Source organism: Thermogemmatispora aurantia (assembly GCF_008974285.1).
Taxonomy (GTDB): domain Bacteria; phylum Chloroflexota; class Ktedonobacteria; order Ktedonobacterales; family Ktedonobacteraceae; genus Thermogemmatispora; species Thermogemmatispora aurantia.
The window spans coordinates 349926-371247 of the sequence record NZ_BKZV01000001.1 but is presented as its reverse complement, the minus strand read 5'-3'; the positions used below and the strand labels follow the sequence as shown (position 1 = coordinate 371247).

Here is a 21322-nt window from a genome sequence, read left to right as displayed (position 1 = left end):
GACAGTCACTGGACGAATTTTCTCACGGCCTTCCTCAGCTCAACAAACAACGGTACAGCATACAGTATAGCACACTCAGGCGAACTGAAGCAGGATGGGTCAAGGCAGCACTCGCAGAAGTGCGTGAAGGCTGTTCCGCCTTGCCTTGAGGCGCTCTTTCTGCTACGATAATAAAACCATGACTGTGACAGCTCTTGAGGCAGCCGCGCACGGTTGGGGGATCATTGGACATGAGCATGCCCTGGAGCGCCTGCGACGGGCCTTGGCCTCGCAGCAAGTGCGCCATGCCTATCTGTTTACTGGCCCTGATCAGATTGGGAAGACGCTCTTAGCACAGCGCTTCGCCCAAGCCTTGCTGTGCATGGGGGGCCCTGATCCGCGACAGGCCCCGGTCAATCCCTGTCAGCGTTGTCTGGCCTGCCGGAAGGTGCTGCATGGCAATCATCCCGATGTCCATGTAGTCGCTCGTCCTCCCGACAAGCAATTCATTCTCATTGATCAGATCCGGGCTCTGCAATCTGAGGCAGCCCGGCACGCTCTGGAGGGTCGCTATAAGATCTTCCTGATTTTGGGTGCACATGAGATGAATTCCCAGGCGGCCAACTGCCTGCTGAAGACATTGGAAGAGCCGGAGCCAGGGGTAGTCTTGTTGCTGACCGCTCCTGAGCGGGGCTTGCTCCTGCCGACTATCCTTTCGCGTGTGCAGCATATCCCGCTCCACCTGTTGAGCACTGCTCAGATCCGTCAGGCTCTGGAAAACTACTGGGAGGTCGAGCCGGCGGAGGCTGAGCTGATTGCTGCCCTGGCTTCAGGGCGTATGGGCTGGGCCGTACGGGCTGTGGAAGATGAGCAGCTGCTCGTGGAGCGGCGTGAGCAGCTGGAACTGCTGGCGCGCCTGCCCGGGCAGGGGCGGGCAGAGCGCTTTGCGGTCGCCCAGCGACTGAGTGGGGAGCCTGAGCGGCTGCGCCAGCTGTTGGAGTTGTGGCTGCTCTGGTGGCGCGATGTCTTGCTGATGGCCAGTGGGGGACAGGATCTGATTGTCAATGTTGATATGCGTGAGCTGCTCCAAAGGCAGACTGCTCTGCTCGGTGCTGCTGGCGCACGTCACATGATTTATGCAATCTTGCGGACTCTAGAGGCGCTCGACCAGAATGTAAATCCGCGGGCCGCGCTGGAGGTGCTTATGCTCGATCTCCCCTTGCTGAGTCGTGTCTGAGTGCCGCACCTACCTCAATTCGCGTGCTCTGCGAGCCTGTGCAAGCTGACTGATGACCGTAATCGGCAACGAGGCCTGTGCCCCTTGTTGAGGGAAGGAGCAAAGAAAGCCATGCAGAAGTCCTTTCAACATCTGCTTGTCGACCAGGCAGAGGGCGTGCTGACGGTTGCCTTCAATCGTCCTGAAGTACGCAACGCTGTCAATGATCGCATGCTCGAAGAACTGGCTGAGGTCCTGGAGGAGGCTGCCGCCGATGCCGCTGTGCGCTGTGTCGTACTGACTGGTGCGGGAGGAGCTTTTGGCTCCGGTCAGGACCTGCGTGCCTTTGAAGCGCGGGCCGCGGGTGAGCGCCGGGGCCGCGTGAGCGAGCATCTACAGAAGTATCATCGCGTGATCCGCTGCATCCGCGAGATGCAGAAGCCGGTGATTGCCGCTGTACGTGGTGTGGCGGCGGGGGCTTCTTGTAGTCTGGCGCTGGCTTGTGATCTGCGTATTGCCTCGGAAAATGCCCGCTTTCTGCAGGCCTTTGCGCGCATCGGCTTGATCCCTGATGCAGGGGGGGGCTTCTTCCTGACACGCCTGGTTGGGCTTGGCAAGGCGCTGGAGCTGGCGATGCTGGCCGACGAGGTCTCTGGGCCTGAAGCTGAGCGCCTCGGGCTGGTCAATCGCTGTGTGCCCGATGCTGAGTTCGAGGAGGCCACGCGGGCCCTGGCCCGCCGGCTGGCGCAGGGGCCAACTCGGGCCTATGGGCTAATCAAGCAGCTGCTCAATACGGCGGTGAATAGTGATCTGGAGACAGTGCTGCGCCTGGAGGGCGAGCTGCAGGAGGTTGCTATTGAGACCGCTGATCATCGTGAGGGCGTGGCGGCCTTCCGCGAGAAGCGCCCGCCGCGTTATAGCGGACAGTAGGCTCGCGGCCCGTACCGGGTGTGCTGTGGGGGTACATGTGAGGTCTTCTCGTTCGTTGGTCTGCTGTGCGTATCGATTCGCTACCTTACAATAATGCCCAAACACAGGGGCCGGCGCGCCGTCGCTGGCTGCAAGAGCATGCACCGCAGCATCTGGAGCAGTGTGCTACCCTGATGCTGGAAGCTCTGGGACGACGCTCGCCGGCTCTTTCGCAAGGCATTGCCGTACTGGGGGCAGGAGCCTGCACCGAGATCCCTCTGGAGAAGCTCGCGCGCGCGGCGGATGAGGTGGTCCTTGTCGACTTGGATCGAGCGGCTCTGCTGCAAGCGCGGGCTGAGCTGCCCGCTGCCTCCTTGCAAGCCCGGGTGCAGTTGCTGACCTGTGACCTGACTGGAGGCGTCAGCGCCCTGCTGCAGGAGCGGTTGCGCCTGCTCCCCTGGCGTCTCTTGGAGCAGGGGGAGGCCTCAGCGCTCTGGGACCGTCTGGCTGCCGTTTTGGATGACTGTCCTGTGCCCGACCCGCCCCAGATTGAGGGCCTCCCGCGCGCGGCGTTTGGTCTGGCTATCAGCTCGCTGGTGCTCTCCCAGCTCTTCAGTTATCCCTTACTTGATCTCCTCGACACCGTGCAGCAGCGGGCCGCGCGCCATCTGGGAATGCAGGAGCGTCATCGCCGCTATCAGGAGGCTGCCCAGCACTTCCGCCTGCGGGTCATGGCGGCCCATTTACATCTCTTGCGCGAGCTAGTCGAGCCGGGTGGGCTGATCGTCCTGCTCAGCGACGTGCGGGGCTTCCTCTTTAAAGAGGGTGAGGTGAGTCAAGGGGGGCCGCTACGGCGTGAGTTACCGCTGGTGCCCTATGCCTTCTTTGACCTGGTGCACCAGGCCTTTACGGTGCTGGCTGAACGGCGCTGGGAGTGGCTGAGTGATCTGCCGACCGCTGAGCGACCGGGCCGCGGCTACGAGGTGGTTGGCTATCTGGCCGCCGTCCCTGCAACTTGAGCGCTCCTGGTCTTCTCAGGAGAGTACAAACAGCCAACAGCCGCCGGCGCGCTTCATGCTGGTGTGCCGGTGAGGCTGCTGGCTGCGGGCAAAGTAGACGCGGTCAGGACAATCAGGACTGCGCGGCCACTCCGCGCTGAAGAGACACATCCTCGAGGGCGCGATCGAGGCGTTGGGCAGCCTCATCGATATCGGCTCGTGTTAAGATGAGTGGTGGCACCATACGCAGAGTGGCGTTCCCCAGGTTATTCAGCAGCAGACCATGCTTGAGAGCCTGATCGACGATCGCCGGCGCCAGATCATATTTGACCTCCACGGCGCGCATCAGGCCGATGCCGCGCGGATTCGCAATAAAATCGTACTTCTGGCAGAGGGCCTGTAGTTTCTCGTGCCAGTACTCGCCCATGCGCGCGGCATTCTCGACCAGGCGCTCCTCCTGGATGGTCTTTAGTGTGGCTAAAGCGGCAGCACAGGCCAGGGGATTCCCCCCGAACGTCGAGCCGTGGTCACCGGGCACGAACAAATCAGTACGGCGTCCGGTCAGCATGGCGCCAATCGGCACGCCACCGGCCAGGCCCTTAGCCAGCGTAATGATATCGGGCATCACGCCGTAGTGCTCGAAACCAAAGAACTTGCCCGTTCGTCCCATGCCTGCCTGGACCTCGTCGCAGATCATCACCAGATTCTGCTCGTCGCACCAGCGGCGCACACCCTGCAGAAACTCCCTGGTGGCTGGCCAGATCCCGCCCTCACCCTGGACCGACTCCAGCAAGATCCCGACCGTCTTCTCGCTGGTTGCTGCCTTGAGAGCATCGAGATCGTTGAACGGGACCTGCTTAAAGCCGTCTGGCAGGGGCTTCCAGGTCTCCTGATAATGGGCTTGGCCGGTGGCTGCCGTTGTGGCCAGCGTGCGCCCGTGAAAGCTGCGCTCCATGCTGATGATTTCATAGGCGCCGTTGCGATGCAGGCGGCCAAACTTCCGGGCCAGCTTGATAGCGCCCTCATTAGCCTCCGCGCCACTGTTGCTAAAGAACGAGCGCATCCCGCCGCTGAGCAGAGCCAGCTGCTCGGCCAACTCGATCTGACGCGTATTGTAGTACAGGTTAGAGACGTGGATCAGTTGCGCTGCCTGCTCCTGGACGGCCTGCACCACCGCAGGGTGGCAGTGCCCAAGGACATTCACCGCGATCCCAGCTACAAAGTCCAGATACTCGCGTCCCTCTGCATCCCAGACGCGAATGCCCTGGCCACGGATAAAGGTCACCGGCTGGCGTTTGAAAGTGGCCTGGTAGTATTTCTGCTCGAGTGCGATCCAGTCACGTTTCAACATAGGTGTCGTCATCGGTCAAGCTCCTTATTCTGCCGCGGTTATTCTGCCGCGGACCTGTTGCGGTTGGCGAGCGAGCGGATGCGCTGGCGAGTTAGCGCGTATAGAGTGTATTCTCATCAATATAGCCGTGGGTCAGATCGCAGCCCCAGGCTGTGGCCTCTGCCTCTCCCAGGTGCAGGTCAATCGTAATGGTTACCTCGCTGGCGGCCATCACGGAGCGGGCCGCCGCTTCATCGTAAGGGGCAGCGCCGCCCTGCTGCACCACCTGGACAGGACCGATAAAAATATCGAAACGATCGGGGTCAAGCGTACAGCCGCTGGCGCCGAGAGCGGCGACAATCCGCCCCCAGTTAGGGTCGCCCCCAGCCAGAGCGCACTGCCAGAGAGGAGAAAGCGTGATAGCGCGGGCTGCCTTAATCGCATCGGCTTGATCGCGCGCGCCGCGCACGTGGACCGTCATCAGCTTGGTCGCGCCCTCTCCGTCACGGGCGATCTCACGGGCCAGATAGGTGGTCACACGGTGCAACGCCTCGCGGAAGTGTCCAGCCTCGGGATGGGCCTCGTTGAGCGGCGTGTTACCCGCCAAGCCATTGGCAAGGAGCAGACAAGTATCATTCGTCGACATATCGCCGTCGACAGAGATCATATTGAACGAGTTCGCCACGGCGGCCCGCAGCTCTTCTTGTAACCAGGCTTGCTCGACAGCGACATCAGTTGTCAGATAGCAGAGCATGGTCGCCATATTTGGGTAGATCATCCCGGCTCCCTTGGTTGCTCCACCCAGGCGCACCGTGCGACCCTCGATCTCGAATTCCAGAGCGATGCGTTTGGGGCGTGTATCGGTCGTCAGAATGGCCTCGGCGAAATCGTTGCCGCTGTCGCTACTCAGCTCAATGGCCGTGATGCCCCGCTCAATCTTCTCCATAGGCAATTGCCGGCCAATGATACCCGTCGAAGAGCAGAGCACCAGCTCCTTCGGGATACCCAAGCGAGCGGCAGCCAGCTCGGACATGCGATACGCATTGCGCAGACCCTGCTCGCCGGTGGCGCAGTTTGCATTGCCGCTGTTGACCACCACCGCCTGGGCCTTGCCACCGCGCAGATACTCCCGGCAGAGCAGCACAGGGGCGGCGGGGGTGCGGCTCGTTGTAAAGGTACCGGCGGCGACACAAGGGACATCCGAGGCCAGGATCGCCAGGTCTTTGATCGCCGCATCAGATTTGATACCGCAGGCAACAGCTCCTGCGCGGAAGCCGCGCGGAGCAGTGACACAGAGGTCTACCTCACGGAATTGCTCAGTCAATGGTCGTCCCTCCTGATACAGCTAGAGCTGACGGCTCGGCAGCTTGCCTGTTACCAGAGTGAGCCGCCGCGCCTTTTCTCGGATAGGTGACGGGTCTGAGGGAGATGCGAAGGACCCTTTCCCTGCTGCTCTTCCCTCTAGCCAGACAACACTCCGCCTTCCCCCAGGGGGGAGACGTTCCAGCCCGGTTAATAGTGGTGAAAGAGGATCTTGGGCAAAAAAAGAAAACCGGCGGCAGCCAGACACCGGCTCTAGATAGAGGCCGCGCTCGTCGCGGATCACCGCGGAGGCCAACGTGCAGGCCAGCTTGCGCGAGGCCAGAGAAGGGCAATCGGCCCAGAGCTAGAGCTATCTATCTGGCTGGTGTCAGGCGGGCCAAGCTGTGAGGCGCGCGGTGCGTGTCGCACGACCTTTGCTGAATAGTATAGTGCGGTGGACAATGCTTGTAAAGCCTTGGTCCTGGTGCCGCTATCAGCGCAGTGGCTGGCTCTTACCAGTGAAGTGCTCGTGGCGGTATAATGAAGAACATAGGAGACTCTAGCTGGAAGGATAGCCTGACCGTGCAAAACCTGGAATTAAAAGTCCGCTGTCTCGGTGCCATGACGCTCCAGCAGGTAGAAGCACTGGCCTGCAGCGCTGGAGCGACCTATGTACGCACTGTGAAGCAGCGCGATACTTACTTCTTGGCAACCCATGCTCGCCTTAAGTTACGCGAGTGGTGGCGCGAAGACGAAGTTGTGACCACGGCCAGCATAGTCGACGTGGCCATGAACACAACTACGGGGGAGCAAGCGCGGGGTCAGGAAGCAGCCGAGGGAGGCCATGAAGACGGTAGAGAGGGAGCGCTCCTTATCTCCTCGCTCCGGCAGGAGCGGGCGGGGACACGTACCTGCGAGTATTTGGTCTATCCTGTGAGCGAGCCAATCATTCTCCGGGCCTTGCTTTCGTCGGCTCTGGGGGTTCTGGTAGTCGTTGAGAAGACGCGCCGCTTCTATCGCTATGGGCACACGCGCATCCATCTGGATGAAGTCAAAGATCTTGGTTCCTTTGTCAAACTAGAGACGGTCATTGACGAGAAGATCACACCCGGCGAGGCCAGCGCTGAGCATTCTGCGCTCATCTCGCTGCTAGAGCTGGATCGCCTACCAGTAGTACCCTACTCCTATAGCGATCTGCTCAGCGGGCACTGCGACTGATGGGCAAGTCTGCTACCTGCGGGTAGCGCAGAGCTACCAGATCCAGGTAGGGCAAAGAGATAAGGTAGCAAGCGCACTGGCCGGTCCGAGCCAGGCCGCAGTGGGGGGCGGGCGCACAGGCAAACTAGCCTGGCCCACCCACCGCTTGCCTACAGTGCCCAGCCGACAGCCTCGGCCCTGCCAGCAAGAGGGGAGCGGCCTAGGCTGTAGGGCTGGTTACGGCTCGCGGTTCCCCTCACCGTGAGATGAGGACTGGAAGCCCGAAGGCAGCGAAGGAAAGAGCGTATCAGGCAAGCGGCTTACGTCATCCCGCTTGCCGTTGAAGCGGGTATCGCGGACGTCTGGCATGCCAGCGAGAATTGAGGGAGACTCGTACTCATCCTCTTGGATTGGTTGATTGAAGAGCGCTTCGAAGGTCGGCCCCTCCAGAGTCTCTTCCTTAATCAGACGTTCGCTGATCATGATCAGGCGCTTCTTATTCTGAGACAGCACCTGATAGGCCTTGTTGAAAGCCTCCTGGACGATGCGGCGCACCTCCATATCAATCTCGCGCGCCGTTTCCTCACTGTAGTTGCGCTGCTCATTGAAATCGCGACCGAGGAAGACCAGCTCCTCTTTATGGCCGAGGGCCACAGGGCCGATCAGGCTGCTCATGCCGTACTCGGTGACCATCGAGCGGGCGATCTTGGTCACACGCTCGATGTCGTTAGAGGCGCCAGTCGTCACCTCGCCGAAGATAATCAGCTCAGCGACATGGCCACCGAGGGCGTAGGCCAGCATATCCTCGAACTGCGACTTGCTCCACAGATAGCGGTCCTCTGTTGGTAGCAGCATCGTGAAGCCGCCGGCCTGGCCACGAGCCACAATTGAGACCTTATGCACCGGGTCAGTGTTGGGCAGCATACGCGCCACCAGGGCATGCCCGACCTCGTGGTAGGCTGTAATCGCCTTCTCGCGCTCGCTAATAATGCGGCTCTTGCGCGCTGGCCCTGCTACCACCCGGTCGATGGCCTCCTCCAGCTCCTTCATGCTGATAGTCCGACGGTTGCGTCGAGCAGCCAGAATGGCGGCCTCATTGAGCAGGTTGGCCAGATCTGCCCCGGAGAAGCCTGGCGTCTGGCGAGCGATCGTCTCCAGAGAGACATCTTTCTCCAGCGGCTTGCCGCGAGCGTGGACCTGCAGAATAGCCATGCGACCGCGGATGTCGGGGCGATCGAGCACCACCTGGCGATCGAAGCGACCGGGGCGAAGCAAGGCTGGATCGAGCACGTCCGGTCTGTTGGTGGCTGCAATCACAATCACATTGGTGCTCGAATCGAAGCCATCCATCTCCACCAGAATCTGGTTGAGCGTCTGCTCGCGCTCATCGTGCGAGCCGCCCAGACCAGCGCCGCGCTGGCGCCCTACCGCATCGATCTCATCGACGAAGACAATGCAGGGACTGTTACGCTTCGCCTGCTCGAAGAGATCGCGCACCCGGCTCGCCCCCACACCGACGAACATCTCCACGAACTCCGAGCCGCTGATGCTGAAGAATGGCACGCCGGCCTCGCCGGCGACAGCCCGAGCGATCAGCGTTTTCCCCGTGCCGGGCGGTCCCACCAGAAGCAGGCCCTTGGGAATGCGGGCCCCGAGGGCGGCGAACTTATCGGGATACTTCAGGAACTCGACGATCTCTTGCAGCTCCTGCTTCGCCTCATCCACGCCGGCTACGTCGGCGAAGGTCACCGTAGGCTTATTGCCCAGGAACATGCGCGCGCGGCTCTTGCCAAACGAGAGCGCCTGGTTATTGGTGCCCTGAGCCTGACGTAGCAAGATAATGACGATGACAGCGATCAACACGAAGGGAATGAGGCCCCCGAGGAGATTCAACCACGCACCCAGCGAGCTTGGCGCCTCGTACTGCAGGGTCAGCAAGCGATTGTTGGTGTAATCGATGTCATTATCCCGCAGCACGCGGGTAATATCGAACGAATCGTTGATATTAGCGACCTCGCGCTGAGCCGAAGAAGTGGCACCCCGCGTCAAGGTGAGGGTATTCGTTCCGACGTTTAACGTATCCTGAACCCCATTGTGCAAATCCGCCTTCAGATCGCTCAGGAGGGTGGAAACCGTCACTGTTTTAGCGCCGCTCTGGGGGCGGAAGAAGACAACGAGGATCAGGACAATGGCGATTGCCAGTAGCAGCCATAGCAGGCTGTTTCTGAGCCATTTCCCAGTACTTGGCATCAAGGCTCCTCTCTCTATCCTCTCCTGGAAACGGGCAATCTCATATAGGAATGTAGGAGAGCTGTACTACGTATTACACTGTGTCAATGGAAGACTCATTCGAGGGGTATTATAACATAGTAGGCCCTGAATTCTCCACGGAATTCTGATGTAACGCTGAGTGCACCTAAAAACGTGCTGCGTCCTCTTAAAAAGCGCTGGCAGGCCATGTAAGAGGAATAAATCCCCCGGGATAAGCGGGAGCAGTGAACCCTCAGCAGGGCCGCCATTGTGATAGCTTTTGTTCAAAAAGGATCACTTCAGCCTCTGGGCCTGGAGCGAAGGAGAAAGCCCACGCGAGCGAAAAGAAGCTCCCCCGTTCACTGGTGGTGCTGTTCGTGTGGCAGCGCGGTCGGCGCCCTGCTCTTGCCCTCGGCCAAAGCTCGCAGCCAGGCCGGCAGTTCATGAGCCTGGCGTGTCGCGCGCTGGGTATAAACGTGTACACTCTCCCCGCGCGCCAGTGGCGTCAGGGAGCCATCGGCCTCCATGCGGGCAAAATCGTAACGCACTGTCAGACTCGTTCGTCCCAAACGCACCAGGGCTGTTGTCAGGCGCACGCGCTCATCAAGCGCCGCCGGCTCCCAGAAATCAAGCTGGCAATGGACCACCGGGAAGCCATAGCCCTCAGCGAACAGAGTGTGCAACGGATGACCTAGGGTTTTGAGCAGGTGCAGAAAGCCGCGATCCATCCAGATAGTGTAAGCAGTATAGTGGATGAAAAACGGGTCCATATCAACCAGAGAGACCTCGAATTCCTGTACGGCCTGCGCAAGCGGCCTGTCGTTGCGCTGATCCACGCTCTCTATACCTCCCTCGCAGCAGGTCAAAACATCCAAAGAGACCGGCTACCCCAGCGAATTGGCATCCTTTCACAGTGACCGGCCCACTAGCCGGCCAAGGCGGTAGCCGAAAGCCGATAACCCTGTCTGTGGTCCGCGGCCTTCTACCATGTATGGTAGCATAGCCGACCGGGGCCAGGCGAATCGCAGGGCCAGCCTGGGCCTTCTGTCTATGATAACGTTATCGGAAAAATGTCGTCAGAAGGGCTATATTTTTTTCAGCATTCAGCGCTTTCATAGCAAGGAGCCGAGGTAACCAGTTGAAGATCACCCTTGACAGAAGGCTGATTCCCAGGTATGATTCAAACAACCACTGTCGCGATAAGGTTACCGGTAATGAATACGAAGTCGAGGCAGAGTATGAATCGGCGACGCAGCACCATCGCCGAGATCGCGGCCCGCGCTGGGGTATCGATACCGACGGTCTCCCGTGTCCTGAACAACCGCCCTGATGTGGCTCCGGCTACTCGTGAGCGTGTCGAGCGGGTTATTCGCGAGGCTGGTTATGTGCGCAGCCGGGTAGCGAATGCCCTCAGGCGAGGGAGCAGCGGGATTATTGACCTCGTGGTGCCGGATCTGGATAGCCCCTACTATTTTGAGATCATTCGCGGTGTGGAGGAGGTGTTGGAGCGCACCGAGCTGCGCATGGCTCTCTCGACGACACACGACGAGTCGCGCCGTGAGCGGCAATGGCTGCGTCAGGTCATTGAGGGCGCGACCGATGGGGCCATTCTGGTGCTCGCGCAGGGCCAGTCAGAGCGCCTCGACGAGTTGCGCCGGCATCGCATCCCCTTTGTGGTGGTCGACCATCGCGGCGAGCTGGGACCCGATGTCCCATCAGTGGGCGCTACGAACTGGGCTGGCGGGCGAGCGGCAACCGAGTATCTGCTCTCGTTGGGACATCGCCGCATCGCTATTATCGCTGGCTGGCCTAATCTCCGTTGCAGTCAGGATCGCATTGCCGGCTATCGCGCGGCCCTGGAGGAGGCAGGCTTGCCGATCGACCCGGAGCTGATCCGTCCCGGTGAGTTTCGCCAGCAGACGGGTTACGATCAGACCTGCGCGCTGCTGGCTTTGCCCCAGCCGCCAACGGCGATCTTCGCCGGCAGCGATTTGCAGGCGATGGGAGTCTACGCCGCCCTGCGGGCTCATGGCCTGCGTGTGCCCGACGATGTCAGTGTGGTCGGCTTTGACGATGTGCCCATTGCAACGATGGTCTCTCCAGCGCTGACAACTATCCGCCAACCTCTGGCCGAAATGGGTCGCATGGCGACAACAATGTTGTTGCGCCTGATTGCGGGCGAACCGCTCGATAGCATGCGCATCGAGCTGGCGACCTCCTTGGTTGTGCGCGAGTCCTGCGCGCCCCCACCTTCGCCTGATCGCTAGCGCTCGCCAGGGCGCCGATCATCGCCGGGAGGCGTGTGCTCATAGATTACTGGTGAAAAACACATCAGTATGTATACATGTCTGGCTGTATACATGTAAGGATGGCAGGTCAGATCGGCCTACGTCTTACAAGGCAAGCCACCAGAGCAGGTGGCGAAGGCAGCCGCAACAGCAGAAGCTGCAGAAAGGAGGCTATTCTCAGCGACGAGCGCCTGATCTATTGCTCTCAAGGCAGCCCTCCGGCGGCCAGCCCCAGTGCCGGCTCGCTTCGGTCTCTCTGTTCTTGTCTGGCCCCCGTCCCGGGACGGCGACCGGGGCACGGCAAGCCAGAGGGCTGCCCTGTTCTACCGGCCAAGCAAGGATGTTTTCCGGGTCTGTCCATGTGCAGCACCATGCCACTGTCTGCGTGGGCCTCAATCATGACGGGCGAGCAAAGATGCCAGAGGAGATGGAACTATGCAGCAAAGAAGACTCTCTCGCCGCGACTTTCTCCAGACGACCGGCGCGATCTCGCTGGCCGCGTTGCTCTCGGGCTGCTTTGGCGTGGGTGGCCAGAGCGGCGGAGGGGGCAGCGCTCAGTCGATTGTGGTCTGGGATATCAGCACTGGCAACGATCAGAAGCTGATCCAGGATATCACGGCGAAGTTTAACCAGACACACCCCTCGATTCACGCCACCGTCCAGTTCTTCCAGAATGACCCCTACAAGCAGAAGCTGCAGGTGGCGATGGGAGCGCATCAACCCCCTGATATCTTCTTTGGTTGGGGCGGCGGCATCCTCAAATCCTATATCGATGCCGGCGATGTTTATGATCTTACTCCTGATCTCAACGCCGATCCGGCCTGGCGCGATCGCTTCCTGCCTTCCTCACTGGGCGCTGCTACCTTCAACGGCCACATCTATGGCATCCCCAATGACGGGGTGCAGCCAGTGGTCTTCCTCTATAATAAGGATATCTTCGCGAAGTATAAGCTCTCGATCCCCCAGACCTGGAGCGATCTGCTCAATCTGGTGAAGACAGTGAAGCAACAGGGGCTGCAACCAATTGCGTTGGGTGGAGCAAGCAAGTGGACCTATTTGATGTATGAGATGTACCTGGTCGACCGCCTTGGTGGTCCGCAGGTCTTTGATGCCATCATGGCCAACCAGCCCAATGCCTGGTCAAACCCGGTCATTATCAAGGCCAATACGATGATTCAGGACCTGGTGGCCGCCGGGGCCTTCGGCAGCGGTTTCGCCTCGGTGAGCTACGATACCGGCCAGGCCAGCGCCCTGCTCTATACCGGCAAGGCCGCCATGCACTTGATGGGTACCTGGGACTTCGGCACCATTCTGAACGATGATCCCTCCTTTATCCAGCAGGGCAAGCTCGGTTGGTTCCCATTCCCGGCGGTCGAAGGCGGCATTGGCGATCCCTCCAATCTGACGGGTGTTCCCTGCAATTACTACTCGGTCGCCAAGACGTCGAAGGCCACTCAAGCCTGCGTGACCTATCTCAAGGACGCTGTCCTTAATGATGAAGCGGTCGATCGCCGCATTGCTCTGGGTGAGATTCCTCCAGTCCAGGGCATCGAGAATAAGTTGAGCAGCGCTCCACATAGTGACTGGCTACTCTTCGTCTATCGCCTGGTGCAGAAAGCTGTCCACTTCCAATTGGCCTGGGATCAGGCTCTGCCGCCGCAGCCAGCCCAGGCGCTGCTGACCAATCTGGACCAGCTCTTCCTGCGCCAGATTTCGCCGCAGCAGTTCTCGGCTAATATGAATCAGACGATCGGTACCTGATGTAGCGCAAGCTAGCTACTGCAGCGGTAGTTGTATCGGGGCAGTGCGGTAGGTAGAGCAGGGTCTACGAGCGGGGAGGGTCCCCTGTTCTACCTACCCACTCACTCAGTCACGCACCTCTCTCGGAAGCTGCAATCCTGACAAGTGCAAGCAGGTTGTTTACTTGAGTACTAAGTGCTGGCCCGCTTCTCCAGGCCACCGCTCGCTTGCTGGTGAGGCTATGAGATGCTGCTAGCACCCGCTGTTCTCCGCTGAGCTGAGGCTAAAACGATGAGTATGAGTGTGACCGCGCGCGTCGCTCCTATCCGAAGACGGCCCGCCTCCTGGCCGGCGCTTCTATGGACTGCTCCGGCCCTCTGTTTCTACGCCTTATTCGCGCTCTTCCCCCTGTTAGTGGCCGTCTACCTGAGTTTTACGAACTGGAATGGCATCGCTCAGGCGGTCTGGATCGGCCCGGCGAACTGGCTGCATTTCTTCTCTGATCCGCTGACGCTGCACGCTATTGGGCTGACTGTGGAAATGATGATCCTGACCTGGGTGCTGCAGACTCCGCTGAGCTTGCTCCTGGGGGTCTTTATGGCAGGCCAGCAGCGTTATCGCGCTGTCCTGAGCGTCTTCTACTTTCTGCCCTTGCTCTTCTCGACGGTGGCTATCGGGATCACCTGGGTCTCGATCCTTGACCCCAATTTTGGCCTAATCAATGTCGCCTTGCGAGCGCTCGGCCTCTCTTCTTGGGCGCGTGGTTGGCTCGGCGATCCGGGCCTGGCTTTCTATGTAGTGGCTATCGTTATCGCCTGGCAGTTCATTCCCTTCCATTCTCTGCTTTATATGACTGGCGCACGTCAGATCCCCCGTGAGCTGTATGATGTAGCGGAAATCGATGGCGCCGGCAGGTTGCGCAAGTTCTTCTCGATCACGCTGCCGCAATTGAAGTACACCATCATCACTTCTTCGATCTTTATGCTGACCGGCTCGCTGACCTACTTCGACCTGATTTGGGTAATGACCGGCGGCGGACCCGGCTACGCGACGCGCATTCTGCCGCTGCATATGTATATTACGGCCTTTATGAACGAGCAAGTCGGCTATGGCAGTGTCATTGCTCTGGTGCTGGCCATAAGCGGCATTGCTCTCTCTCTCTTGCTGCTGCGGGTAACCGGCTTCTTGCGCATGTCAAGCCAGCTTGAGGGGCTGTGAGCAGCCTGGTGACGAGAGAAGGAAGGTAGAAGGAATGGAATGCCGAAGAGAAGGAGGAGAGGCGATGCGGCTGACCCGTGTCCTCTTGAGCGCGTTCTCTTTGGCTGGGGGGCGAAGCCTGCCAATGCAGGCCGAGGTTGCCCCGACAGCTCTCGGTGAGAAGGAACGGGCGGAGAAGCGCACGCCAGAAAAGCGGCTCTCGCGCCAGCGGCGGCCTTTCCGGGCCAGTCGGCTTGTCGAGCTGATTCCGGCTTGCTGTGGCTTGCTGTGGTTCGTGGTGGCTTTCTATCCGCTGCTCTACATGTTTATGAGCAGCCTGCGCTCACAGGCCGGCTTCTATCTCGATAATCCCTGGCTGCCGCCATCGCAGCCGACGCTGGAAAACTATATCAGCGTCTGGGAAAATGGCTTCAGCCTCTATCTACTGAACAGCCTCTTTGTGCTGGTGATCAGCGTGGCTCTGATCTTGCTGATCTCGGTCCCAGCGGCCTACGCGATCGCTCGCATGCGCAGCTGGCTGACACGGGCGATCTTTAACCTGTTCCTGCTGGGCCTGGCGATCCCCTTGCAGGCCGTGATCATTCCGATCTATGCCATCATCAGTAGCATGCACATCTATGATACGCTCTTTGCCCTGATTCTGCCCTATGTAGCCTTCGGGGTGCCGTTGTCGGTGCTGGTACTGGTGACCTTCATTCGTGATATCCCTGCCGAGCTGCATGAGGCGATGCGCCTGGATGGAGCCAGCCATCTGCAGATTCTCTGGCGGTTGGTCATTCCGCTCTCGCGCCCAGCCTTAATCACGGTGACCATTTACGAGTCAATCCAGGTCTGGAATGGATTCTTGTTCCCTCTGGTCTTGACTCAAAGCCCGGAGGTGCGTGTCTTACCTCTCGCCTTGTGGAGCTTCCAGGGACAGTATGCTGCCGACGTGCCAGCCATTATGGCGGCGGTCTTCCTCTCGGCAGTGCCCATGCTCTTGCTCTATATCTTCGGTCGACGGCAGCTGTTAACGGGCTTGTTGGCCGGTTTCAGCCGCTGAGAGGACCTGACAGACAAAGGAGCGGCGACCGCAAGGTTGCGTTGCCGCTCCGTGGAGCTGGTGTAATACTGGCTGCCATCTCGCTCGCCGGAGTCGCTGTGATCAGGGCGCGAGGCAAGGTGAGGCCACTGAGGTAGACAGGCAGCCGGTACAACCTAGCTCGTCACCACCATGAGAATAGAACGAGAAAGGATAGCATGACATCGGGTATGCTCACTACGCAGGGGTCACAGATTGTCAACGCTGAGGGCCAGCCCGTGATCTTGCGCGGCGTCGGCCTGGGTGGCTGGATGAACATGGAAAACTTCATTACCGGCTATCCGGCCAACGAGGAAGCGCAGCGTGAAGCCTTATACAAGGTGCTCGGCCCCGAGAAATATCGCTTCTTCTTCGATCGCTTCCTGGAGTACTTCTTTGGCCCTGATGACGCGCGCTTCCTCGCTTCGCTCGGGCTGAATCTCGTGCGCATTCCGATCAACTATCGTCACTTTGAGTCAGATATGGAACCCTTTGTCATCAAAGAAGAGGGCTTCCAGCATCTGGACCGCGTAGTCAATCTCTGTGCGGAGCAGGGGATTTATACCATTCTCGATCTGCACGCTCTGCCGGGTTACCAAAACCAAGACTGGCATAGTGACAATCCGACGCATAAGGCACTGTTCTGGAAGCATCGCCATTTCCAGGACCGGACAGTCCATCTCTGGCAGGCCCTTGCCGGCCACTATCGTGACCATCCCTGGGTGGCGGGCTACAATCCAATGAATGAGCCTGGTGATCCCACGGGCGAGCTGATTGAGCCATTCTATCGCCGTCTTTACGAGGCCATTCGGGCGGTCGATCCTCACCATATCATCTTTTTCGATGGAAACCGCTATTCGCAAGATTTTCACATGTTTCATCAGGTCTGGCCCAATACGGTTTTTACGGCGCATGACTACGCCGAGCCTGGCTTCATCCACGGCGGCCCTTATCCAGGCTATACCGATGGCCAATACTTTGATGCCAGCGTCGTCGAAGAGGTCTTTCTGAAGCGCACAGCTTTCATGCGCGAGAAGGGCAGCCCGATCTGGATCGGCGAGTTCGGTCCAGTCTATCGTGGTGAGCCGGAGGCTGATGCCATGCGCTATCAGTTGCTGCGCGATCAGCTGGAGATCTACCAGCGCTATGGAGCGAGCTGGTCCATCTGGACCTACAAGGACATCGGTCTCCAGGGCCTGGTCTATACTGCCCCCGATTCTCCCTGGAACGAGCTGCTGCGCCCCTTCCTAGAGAAGAAGGCTCGCCTCGGCGTCGATACCTGGGGAACGCTGGATACTCACATCCGACATATTATTCAACCTCTGGAGGAGATCTTTGCGCGTGAGTTCCCTGACTATGCTCCTTTCCCATTTGGGGCGGGCTGGTTGATTCGTCGGCTGGTGCGTCACATTCTGCTGGCGGAGCCGCTGCTGGAGGAGTTTGCCGCACTCTTTGCTGGTCTAAACGAGGCCGAGCTTGATCGCTTGCTGCAGTCGTTCCGCTTTGAACAGTGTATCCAGCGTGAACCACTCAATGATATCCTCAGGGAATATGCTTGTCGCTAAACAAGGAGACGAGAAAGGGAAGCGCCGGTGGCTGCTGCGAGCTAAGCAGATTTCTTCCCTTTGAGCACCGCGGTACCCGACCCTGGCTCCCTTTCCTGGAGAGCCGTGAGGCTCTCGCTCTTACCTCCCCGTCCCCGGGAGGAAGAACGGGCGGCTGTGACCTGTTGTGCGGGTCGCAGCCGCCCCTCTTACTCTCCTGATTACTAGCTGGCTGCCTGATCCTGGCAGTGACCAGTGAGTGATCGGCTGCAGGTGAGCTATGGCTAGTCAAGTCAGTGGCTGGCGCTGCTTGCAGCGGCCAGCGCCGGTGTCGCCAGTGGTACGATCTCGACAAGAGCGTTGTAGTCGGGCATGCCGGCGGCAGTATCACAGACGCGCCGGCGCAGCAGCACATTGCATTCTGGCCAGAAGGCTTGCACGTTGCGCGGCTTGATCTCCTCAATGAAGATACGGCACTCCATGCTCTGGCCGTTGTCGCTCCTGACCAGCACGCGGTCGCCGTGCCGCAGGCCCAGGGCGGCAGCGTCTTCGGCAGAGATAAAGAGGCTATCGCGCGAGGCCCCGCTCATGGTGTCCTTCTTGCCGTAGATCAGACTGTTGAACTGCTTGCCGCGACGGGTTGAGAGCATGAAGCGTCCCTCGGGCAGATTTAATTCTGGCGGGCGCAGTACAGAGAAATGGGCCTTGCCGTCGACAGTCTTGAACTGGCCATCGCGGTAGAGCACGCGCCCGCCATATTGCACCTGATCGCCAGGCTTGCACAGACGCTCGATTCCCGCGTAAAGCGGCATCACACGTGCAATCTCCTCACGGATCGCCTGGGCATTGGGGAAAGCAATGCGCTCGCGGCGTTCCGGATAGGCACGGGCGGCCACCTCCTGGAAGATTTCCCACTCGCAGCGCGCCTCACCGATGCGCGGCCCGGGAATCTCGGGGGTGAAGATAATGCGCCGCTCGGTGCTAGTCTCGGTGCCGCCTCCTGGCTGCTCATAACGCGTTTGGGCGGGTAAGAGCACAACCGTATCCGCGGGATCGACCAGCATCTGACTGGTCACAAAGATGTCCTGGTGCACACGTAGCGGGATGCGCTCCAGAGCCTGGCGCACATAGTCTGGGTCGGGCAACACCTCCAGGAAGTTGCCGCCGCTGCAGTAGAGCACATCGAGATCGCCGTCGTAGGCGGCGTCGATCATCTGCACGGCGCGCAGCCCGCTTCCCTCCGGTACCTCGAAGCCCCAGAGCTGGCTGAAGCGCTCGACATCAGCGGGATTGTTGACGGAGGCCCCGCCTGGCAGTAAGTCGGGCACAGCACCAACCTCAGCTCCGCCCTGGACGCCACTGTGACCGCGAATGGGCACCACGCCGCAATGCTCCTGGCCCACCCAGCCCTGCGAGAGAGCCAGATTGACCACGGCCTTGACGTTATCGACGCCGAAGGTGTGCTGGGTCAGACCCATGCTCCAGATAAGGATGCCGCTGCGCGCCTGGTGGATCAATGCGGCGAAGCGGCGCATCTCGTCACGCGGCAGGCCGCTGTAGCGCTCTAGCGTCTCCCAATCCTGTTGAGCCAGCTCGGCCTGCAGCTCTGGCCAGCCCACCGTATGGCGGGCGATGAAGTCGTGGTTGACCCAGTCTTGTTCGATCAGATACTTGAGGGTGCCGTTAAGGAAGGCGATATCGCCACCCGTCGAGACCTGAAAGAAGTCGTCCATCAGTCTGGTGCCCATCACGGCGCTCTCGGGGACCGAGGGCACCCAGTAGCGCGTCAGGCCCGGCTCCTTATAGGGGTTGATCACAACGATCCGCGTGCCAGCCTTTTTAGCGTAATAGAGATATTTGGTAGTCACAGGCTGGTTGTTGGCGATATCGCTGCCGAGCAGGATCAGCAGATCGGTGCCGATCCAGTCTTTGTAGGAGACCGAGGAGGCCCCAACCCCCAGCGTCTGCTTGAGAGCGACAGTGCTGGGAGAGTGACAGACGCGGGCGGCATTATCGATATTGTTGGTCCCCAGGAAGCGGGCCACCTTCTGGGCGACGTAGTAGACCTCGTTGGTGATGCCGCGCGAGGTCAGATAGAAGGCCAGGCGATCCGGACGGGTGAGGCGGATGCGTTCGGCGATTAGATCGAGCGCTTCGTCCCAGGAGATACGCCGAAAGCCGCTTTCACCACGACGTCGCACCATTGGATAGGGAAGACGACCAAGCTGGCGCAGTTGAGGGCTGGAGAGCTGCTTGAGGCTTGCTAGATCGTTGGTCAGCCGTTCCCAGGGCATTGCTTCCATTGTATTCAGCTGTAGCAGATTGAGGCGGATGGTGCACAGGTGAATGCCGTCCATCGTCCAGTCGTGCATGCCGTAGGTGCCGAGGGCACAGCCGTCGCAGCAGCCGCGTGTCAGAATGCGCCAGGCGTAGAGCGGATGGCGCCGATTCTGCCAGAAGGTGCGCGCGATCTCTGTGAAGTGATGGGGCTTGCGCTCGCCCAGACCGAAGGGCTTCCAACTGGCCCACAAGTGCGGTGCGATGAGCTTGTTTGCAGCCATAGCCTCGCCCTTTCTCTTGTGAAAGTATCGTGACACTCTCTTACTGCTGAGGATCGAAGTCTATGCAGAAGCAGGGGTGATGGAACGCTCATCTTTGCAGGGCAGGGCCCAGGCCAGTCCAGCGCGGTCAGGAGCCGAGGCTTCTGGCCTGGGCCCTGGCTGGCAGGCAGGTCAGCTTAGGCCGGCGCTGCCTCGCCCGCGGCCTCGATGCGCGGCGGGCGCGTGAAGAGAGGCAGCAGGAAGCTCAGGGCCATAATGATGGCCAGAGCCACAAGCGCTACGACGTAGCCACCGGTGCGATCCTTGACCTGGGCAATCAGAATCGGCCCGAGCACGCCGCCGGCGCTCCAGGCGGTCAGCATCAGACCGTAGATCGAGCCAGAATTTTTAGGGCCGAAGTAGTCCGCCGTGAAGGCTGGCATGGTACCGAAGCCGCCGCCATAGCAGAGGGCCACCAGCAGAGCCGGCAACAGAATAACGGCGAACGACTTGATGAAGGCGGCCATCAGCAGGAAGAGCACGATCTGCAGCGCAAACATGATCATGAAGACCTGACGGCGCCCGATCAGGTCGGAGAACCAGGCCCAGACAAAGCGTCCGCAGGCATTGAAGATAGAAATGAGGCTGACAAAGAGTGTAGCTAGGGCATCGGGAGCACCGCCGCCAAGGGCGATCTGTTTGGCCTGAGAGATCATGGCGATGCCGGCGGTCACGTTAAGCGCCAGGATGCCCCAGAGCGCGTACCACTGCCAGCGCGTCAACGCCTCGCCCGGAGTAAAGTCGCGGCTGGCCCGTTGAGAAATTACCTGGGCACTGGGGACCCAGCCAGCGGGACGGTAGCCTGCCGGCGGATTGGCGTAGAACTGGGAAGCGAGGCCGATGAGGATCAGGTAAATAATGCCGAGGGTCATGAAAGCCGGACCGATGCCGTGGGCCTGGACGCCTCCACCGTAGGCGCTCATGAGGATAGGTCCTATTTGGGAGACGATCACTGCCCCACCGCCGAAGCCGAAGACAGCCAGGCCGGTCACCATGCCACGTTTATCAGGAAACCACTTGACCAGGGTCGCTACGGGCACAATATAGCCGAGTCCCATGCCCAGGCCCCCAAGCACTCCATAGGCCAGGCAGAGGAGCACTAGCTGGTTGCCGGTAAAGCCGGCCAGGAAGACACCTAATCCGTAGCAGACAGCAGCGGTCGTGCCCACAATACGCGGACCGACACGGTCCATCCAGAAGCCTCCGATGGCCGCGGCAATGCCTAGAACAAGAATGGCGATCGTGAAGGGCAGCGTTGCCTGCGTGTTATCCCAGCCATAGAGTTTTTGCAATTGGGAGGAGAAGACGCTCCAGGCGTAGACGGAACCGAGCGCGAGCTGCATGACAATGGCAGCGATGACGATGATCCAGCGATTGCGTACCTGCGTCGTCGAGGTTGCGGTCGCCATAAGCTCATCCTTTCTGGCCGCTAGTCTCGCCTACTAGCAGCCTTGCTCTGCTCATCTGGCGGCGACGCCAGACCTGCTTGCCCACCGTGGCCGGTTGGCCGGTTGCTCATGACTATCAGTCAATACGGACCTGAAGGGGAATAGCGGCTTGCCAGCTGAGCTGACCGGGCAGAGAGTCGACGCCGCCCAGCGGTAGGTGCAGCGTGTGCCAGGCCGACATGTGGCTGCCCGGCAGAGCGCCAGGCGTTTCGACCTATGGTCGACGGCTTCGTCGGTCAGAAA

The 21322-nt window shown here is 60.0% G+C and carries 15 protein-coding genes; 9 read left to right on the top strand and 6 right to left on the bottom strand.

Annotation, left to right across the window (positions count from 1 at the left end; genetic code table 11):
- Positions 1-178: 178 nt before the first annotated feature.
- The 3 genes from holB to KTAU_RS01390 all read left to right on the top strand — a co-directional run bounded on the left by holB (position 179) and on the right by KTAU_RS01390 (position 3123).
- Entirely contained in the window at positions 179-1216 is a 1038-nt protein-coding gene (holB, locus tag KTAU_RS01400) for a DNA polymerase III subunit delta' (protein ID WP_151726689.1), read from the top strand.
- 111 nt (positions 1217-1327) lie between these two features.
- A complete protein-coding gene (locus KTAU_RS01395) occupies positions 1328-2125 on the top strand; it encodes an enoyl-CoA hydratase-related protein (RefSeq protein WP_174844051.1) in 798 nt (265 codons plus the stop codon).
- Between the two features lie 65 nt (positions 2126-2190).
- On the top strand, positions 2191-3123 hold the full coding sequence (locus tag KTAU_RS01390; protein WP_151726688.1) for a hypothetical protein: 933 nt from the start codon (positions 2191-2193) through the stop codon (positions 3121-3123).
- A gap of 112 nt (positions 3124-3235) precedes the next feature.
- On the opposite strand, the gene KTAU_RS01385 is transcribed toward KTAU_RS01390, so the two are convergent.
- Together KTAU_RS01385 and argJ are read right to left on the bottom strand one after the other, a co-directional pair.
- A complete protein-coding gene (locus KTAU_RS01385; protein ID WP_151726687.1) occupies positions 3236-4465 on the bottom strand; it encodes an acetylornithine transaminase in 1230 nt (409 codons plus the stop codon).
- 79 nt (positions 4466-4544) lie between these two features.
- Positions 4545-5756 (bottom strand): bifunctional glutamate N-acetyltransferase/amino-acid acetyltransferase ArgJ, encoded by a 1212-nt coding sequence (gene argJ, locus KTAU_RS01380; protein WP_151726686.1) that lies wholly within the window; start codon positions 5754-5756, stop codon positions 4545-4547.
- Positions 5757-6316: 560 nt separating this feature from the next.
- Here argJ and KTAU_RS01375 point away from each other — a divergent pair.
- A complete protein-coding gene (locus tag KTAU_RS01375; protein WP_170292970.1) occupies positions 6317-6952 on the top strand; it encodes a CYTH domain-containing protein in 636 nt (211 codons plus the stop codon).
- 216 nt (positions 6953-7168) lie between these two features.
- Here KTAU_RS01375 and ftsH read toward each other — a convergent pair whose 3' ends face one another.
- Together ftsH and KTAU_RS01365 are read right to left on the bottom strand one after the other, a co-directional pair.
- Positions 7169-9181: an ATP-dependent zinc metalloprotease FtsH gene (ftsH, locus tag KTAU_RS01370; RefSeq protein WP_151726684.1), complete on the bottom strand. Its 2013-nt coding sequence runs from the start codon at positions 9179-9181 to the stop codon at positions 7169-7171.
- Between the two features lie 359 nt (positions 9182-9540).
- Complete coding sequence (locus tag KTAU_RS01365; protein WP_151726683.1) at positions 9541-10017, bottom strand: acyl-CoA thioesterase; 477 nt, start codon at positions 10015-10017, stop codon at positions 9541-9543.
- Between the two features lie 378 nt (positions 10018-10395).
- Between KTAU_RS01365 and KTAU_RS01360 the strand changes: the two genes are divergently transcribed.
- The 5 genes from KTAU_RS01360 to KTAU_RS01340 all read left to right on the top strand — a co-directional run bounded on the left by KTAU_RS01360 (position 10396) and on the right by KTAU_RS01340 (position 17052).
- Positions 10396-11448, top strand: a complete 1053-nt coding sequence (locus KTAU_RS01360) for a LacI family DNA-binding transcriptional regulator (RefSeq protein ID WP_174844050.1) — start codon at positions 10396-10398, stop codon at positions 11446-11448.
- A gap of 456 nt (positions 11449-11904) precedes the next feature.
- The gene (locus KTAU_RS01355; RefSeq protein ID WP_151726682.1) at positions 11905-13230 is read left to right on the top strand and encodes a substrate-binding domain-containing protein; all 1326 of its coding nucleotides are present in this window, start codon (positions 11905-11907) and stop codon (positions 13228-13230) included.
- 270 nt (positions 13231-13500) lie between these two features.
- Positions 13501-14427: a carbohydrate ABC transporter permease gene (locus KTAU_RS01350; protein ID WP_228026276.1), complete on the top strand. Its 927-nt coding sequence runs from the start codon at positions 13501-13503 to the stop codon at positions 14425-14427.
- Between the two features lie 124 nt (positions 14428-14551).
- A complete protein-coding gene (locus KTAU_RS01345) occupies positions 14552-15469 on the top strand; it encodes a carbohydrate ABC transporter permease (RefSeq protein WP_151727637.1) in 918 nt (305 codons plus the stop codon).
- 197 nt (positions 15470-15666) lie between these two features.
- Complete coding sequence (locus KTAU_RS01340) at positions 15667-17052, top strand: glycoside hydrolase family 5 protein (RefSeq protein ID WP_228026274.1); 1386 nt, start codon at positions 15667-15669, stop codon at positions 17050-17052.
- Between the two features lie 272 nt (positions 17053-17324).
- On the opposite strand, the gene KTAU_RS01335 is transcribed toward KTAU_RS01340, so the two are convergent.
- A complete protein-coding gene (locus KTAU_RS01335; protein WP_151726681.1) occupies positions 17325-19592 on the bottom strand; it encodes an FdhF/YdeP family oxidoreductase in 2268 nt (755 codons plus the stop codon).
- 176 nt (positions 19593-19768) lie between these two features.
- Entirely contained in the window at positions 19769-21040 is a 1272-nt protein-coding gene (locus KTAU_RS01330) for an L-lactate MFS transporter (RefSeq protein ID WP_151726680.1), read from the bottom strand.
- Positions 21041-21322 lie beyond the last annotated feature (282 nt).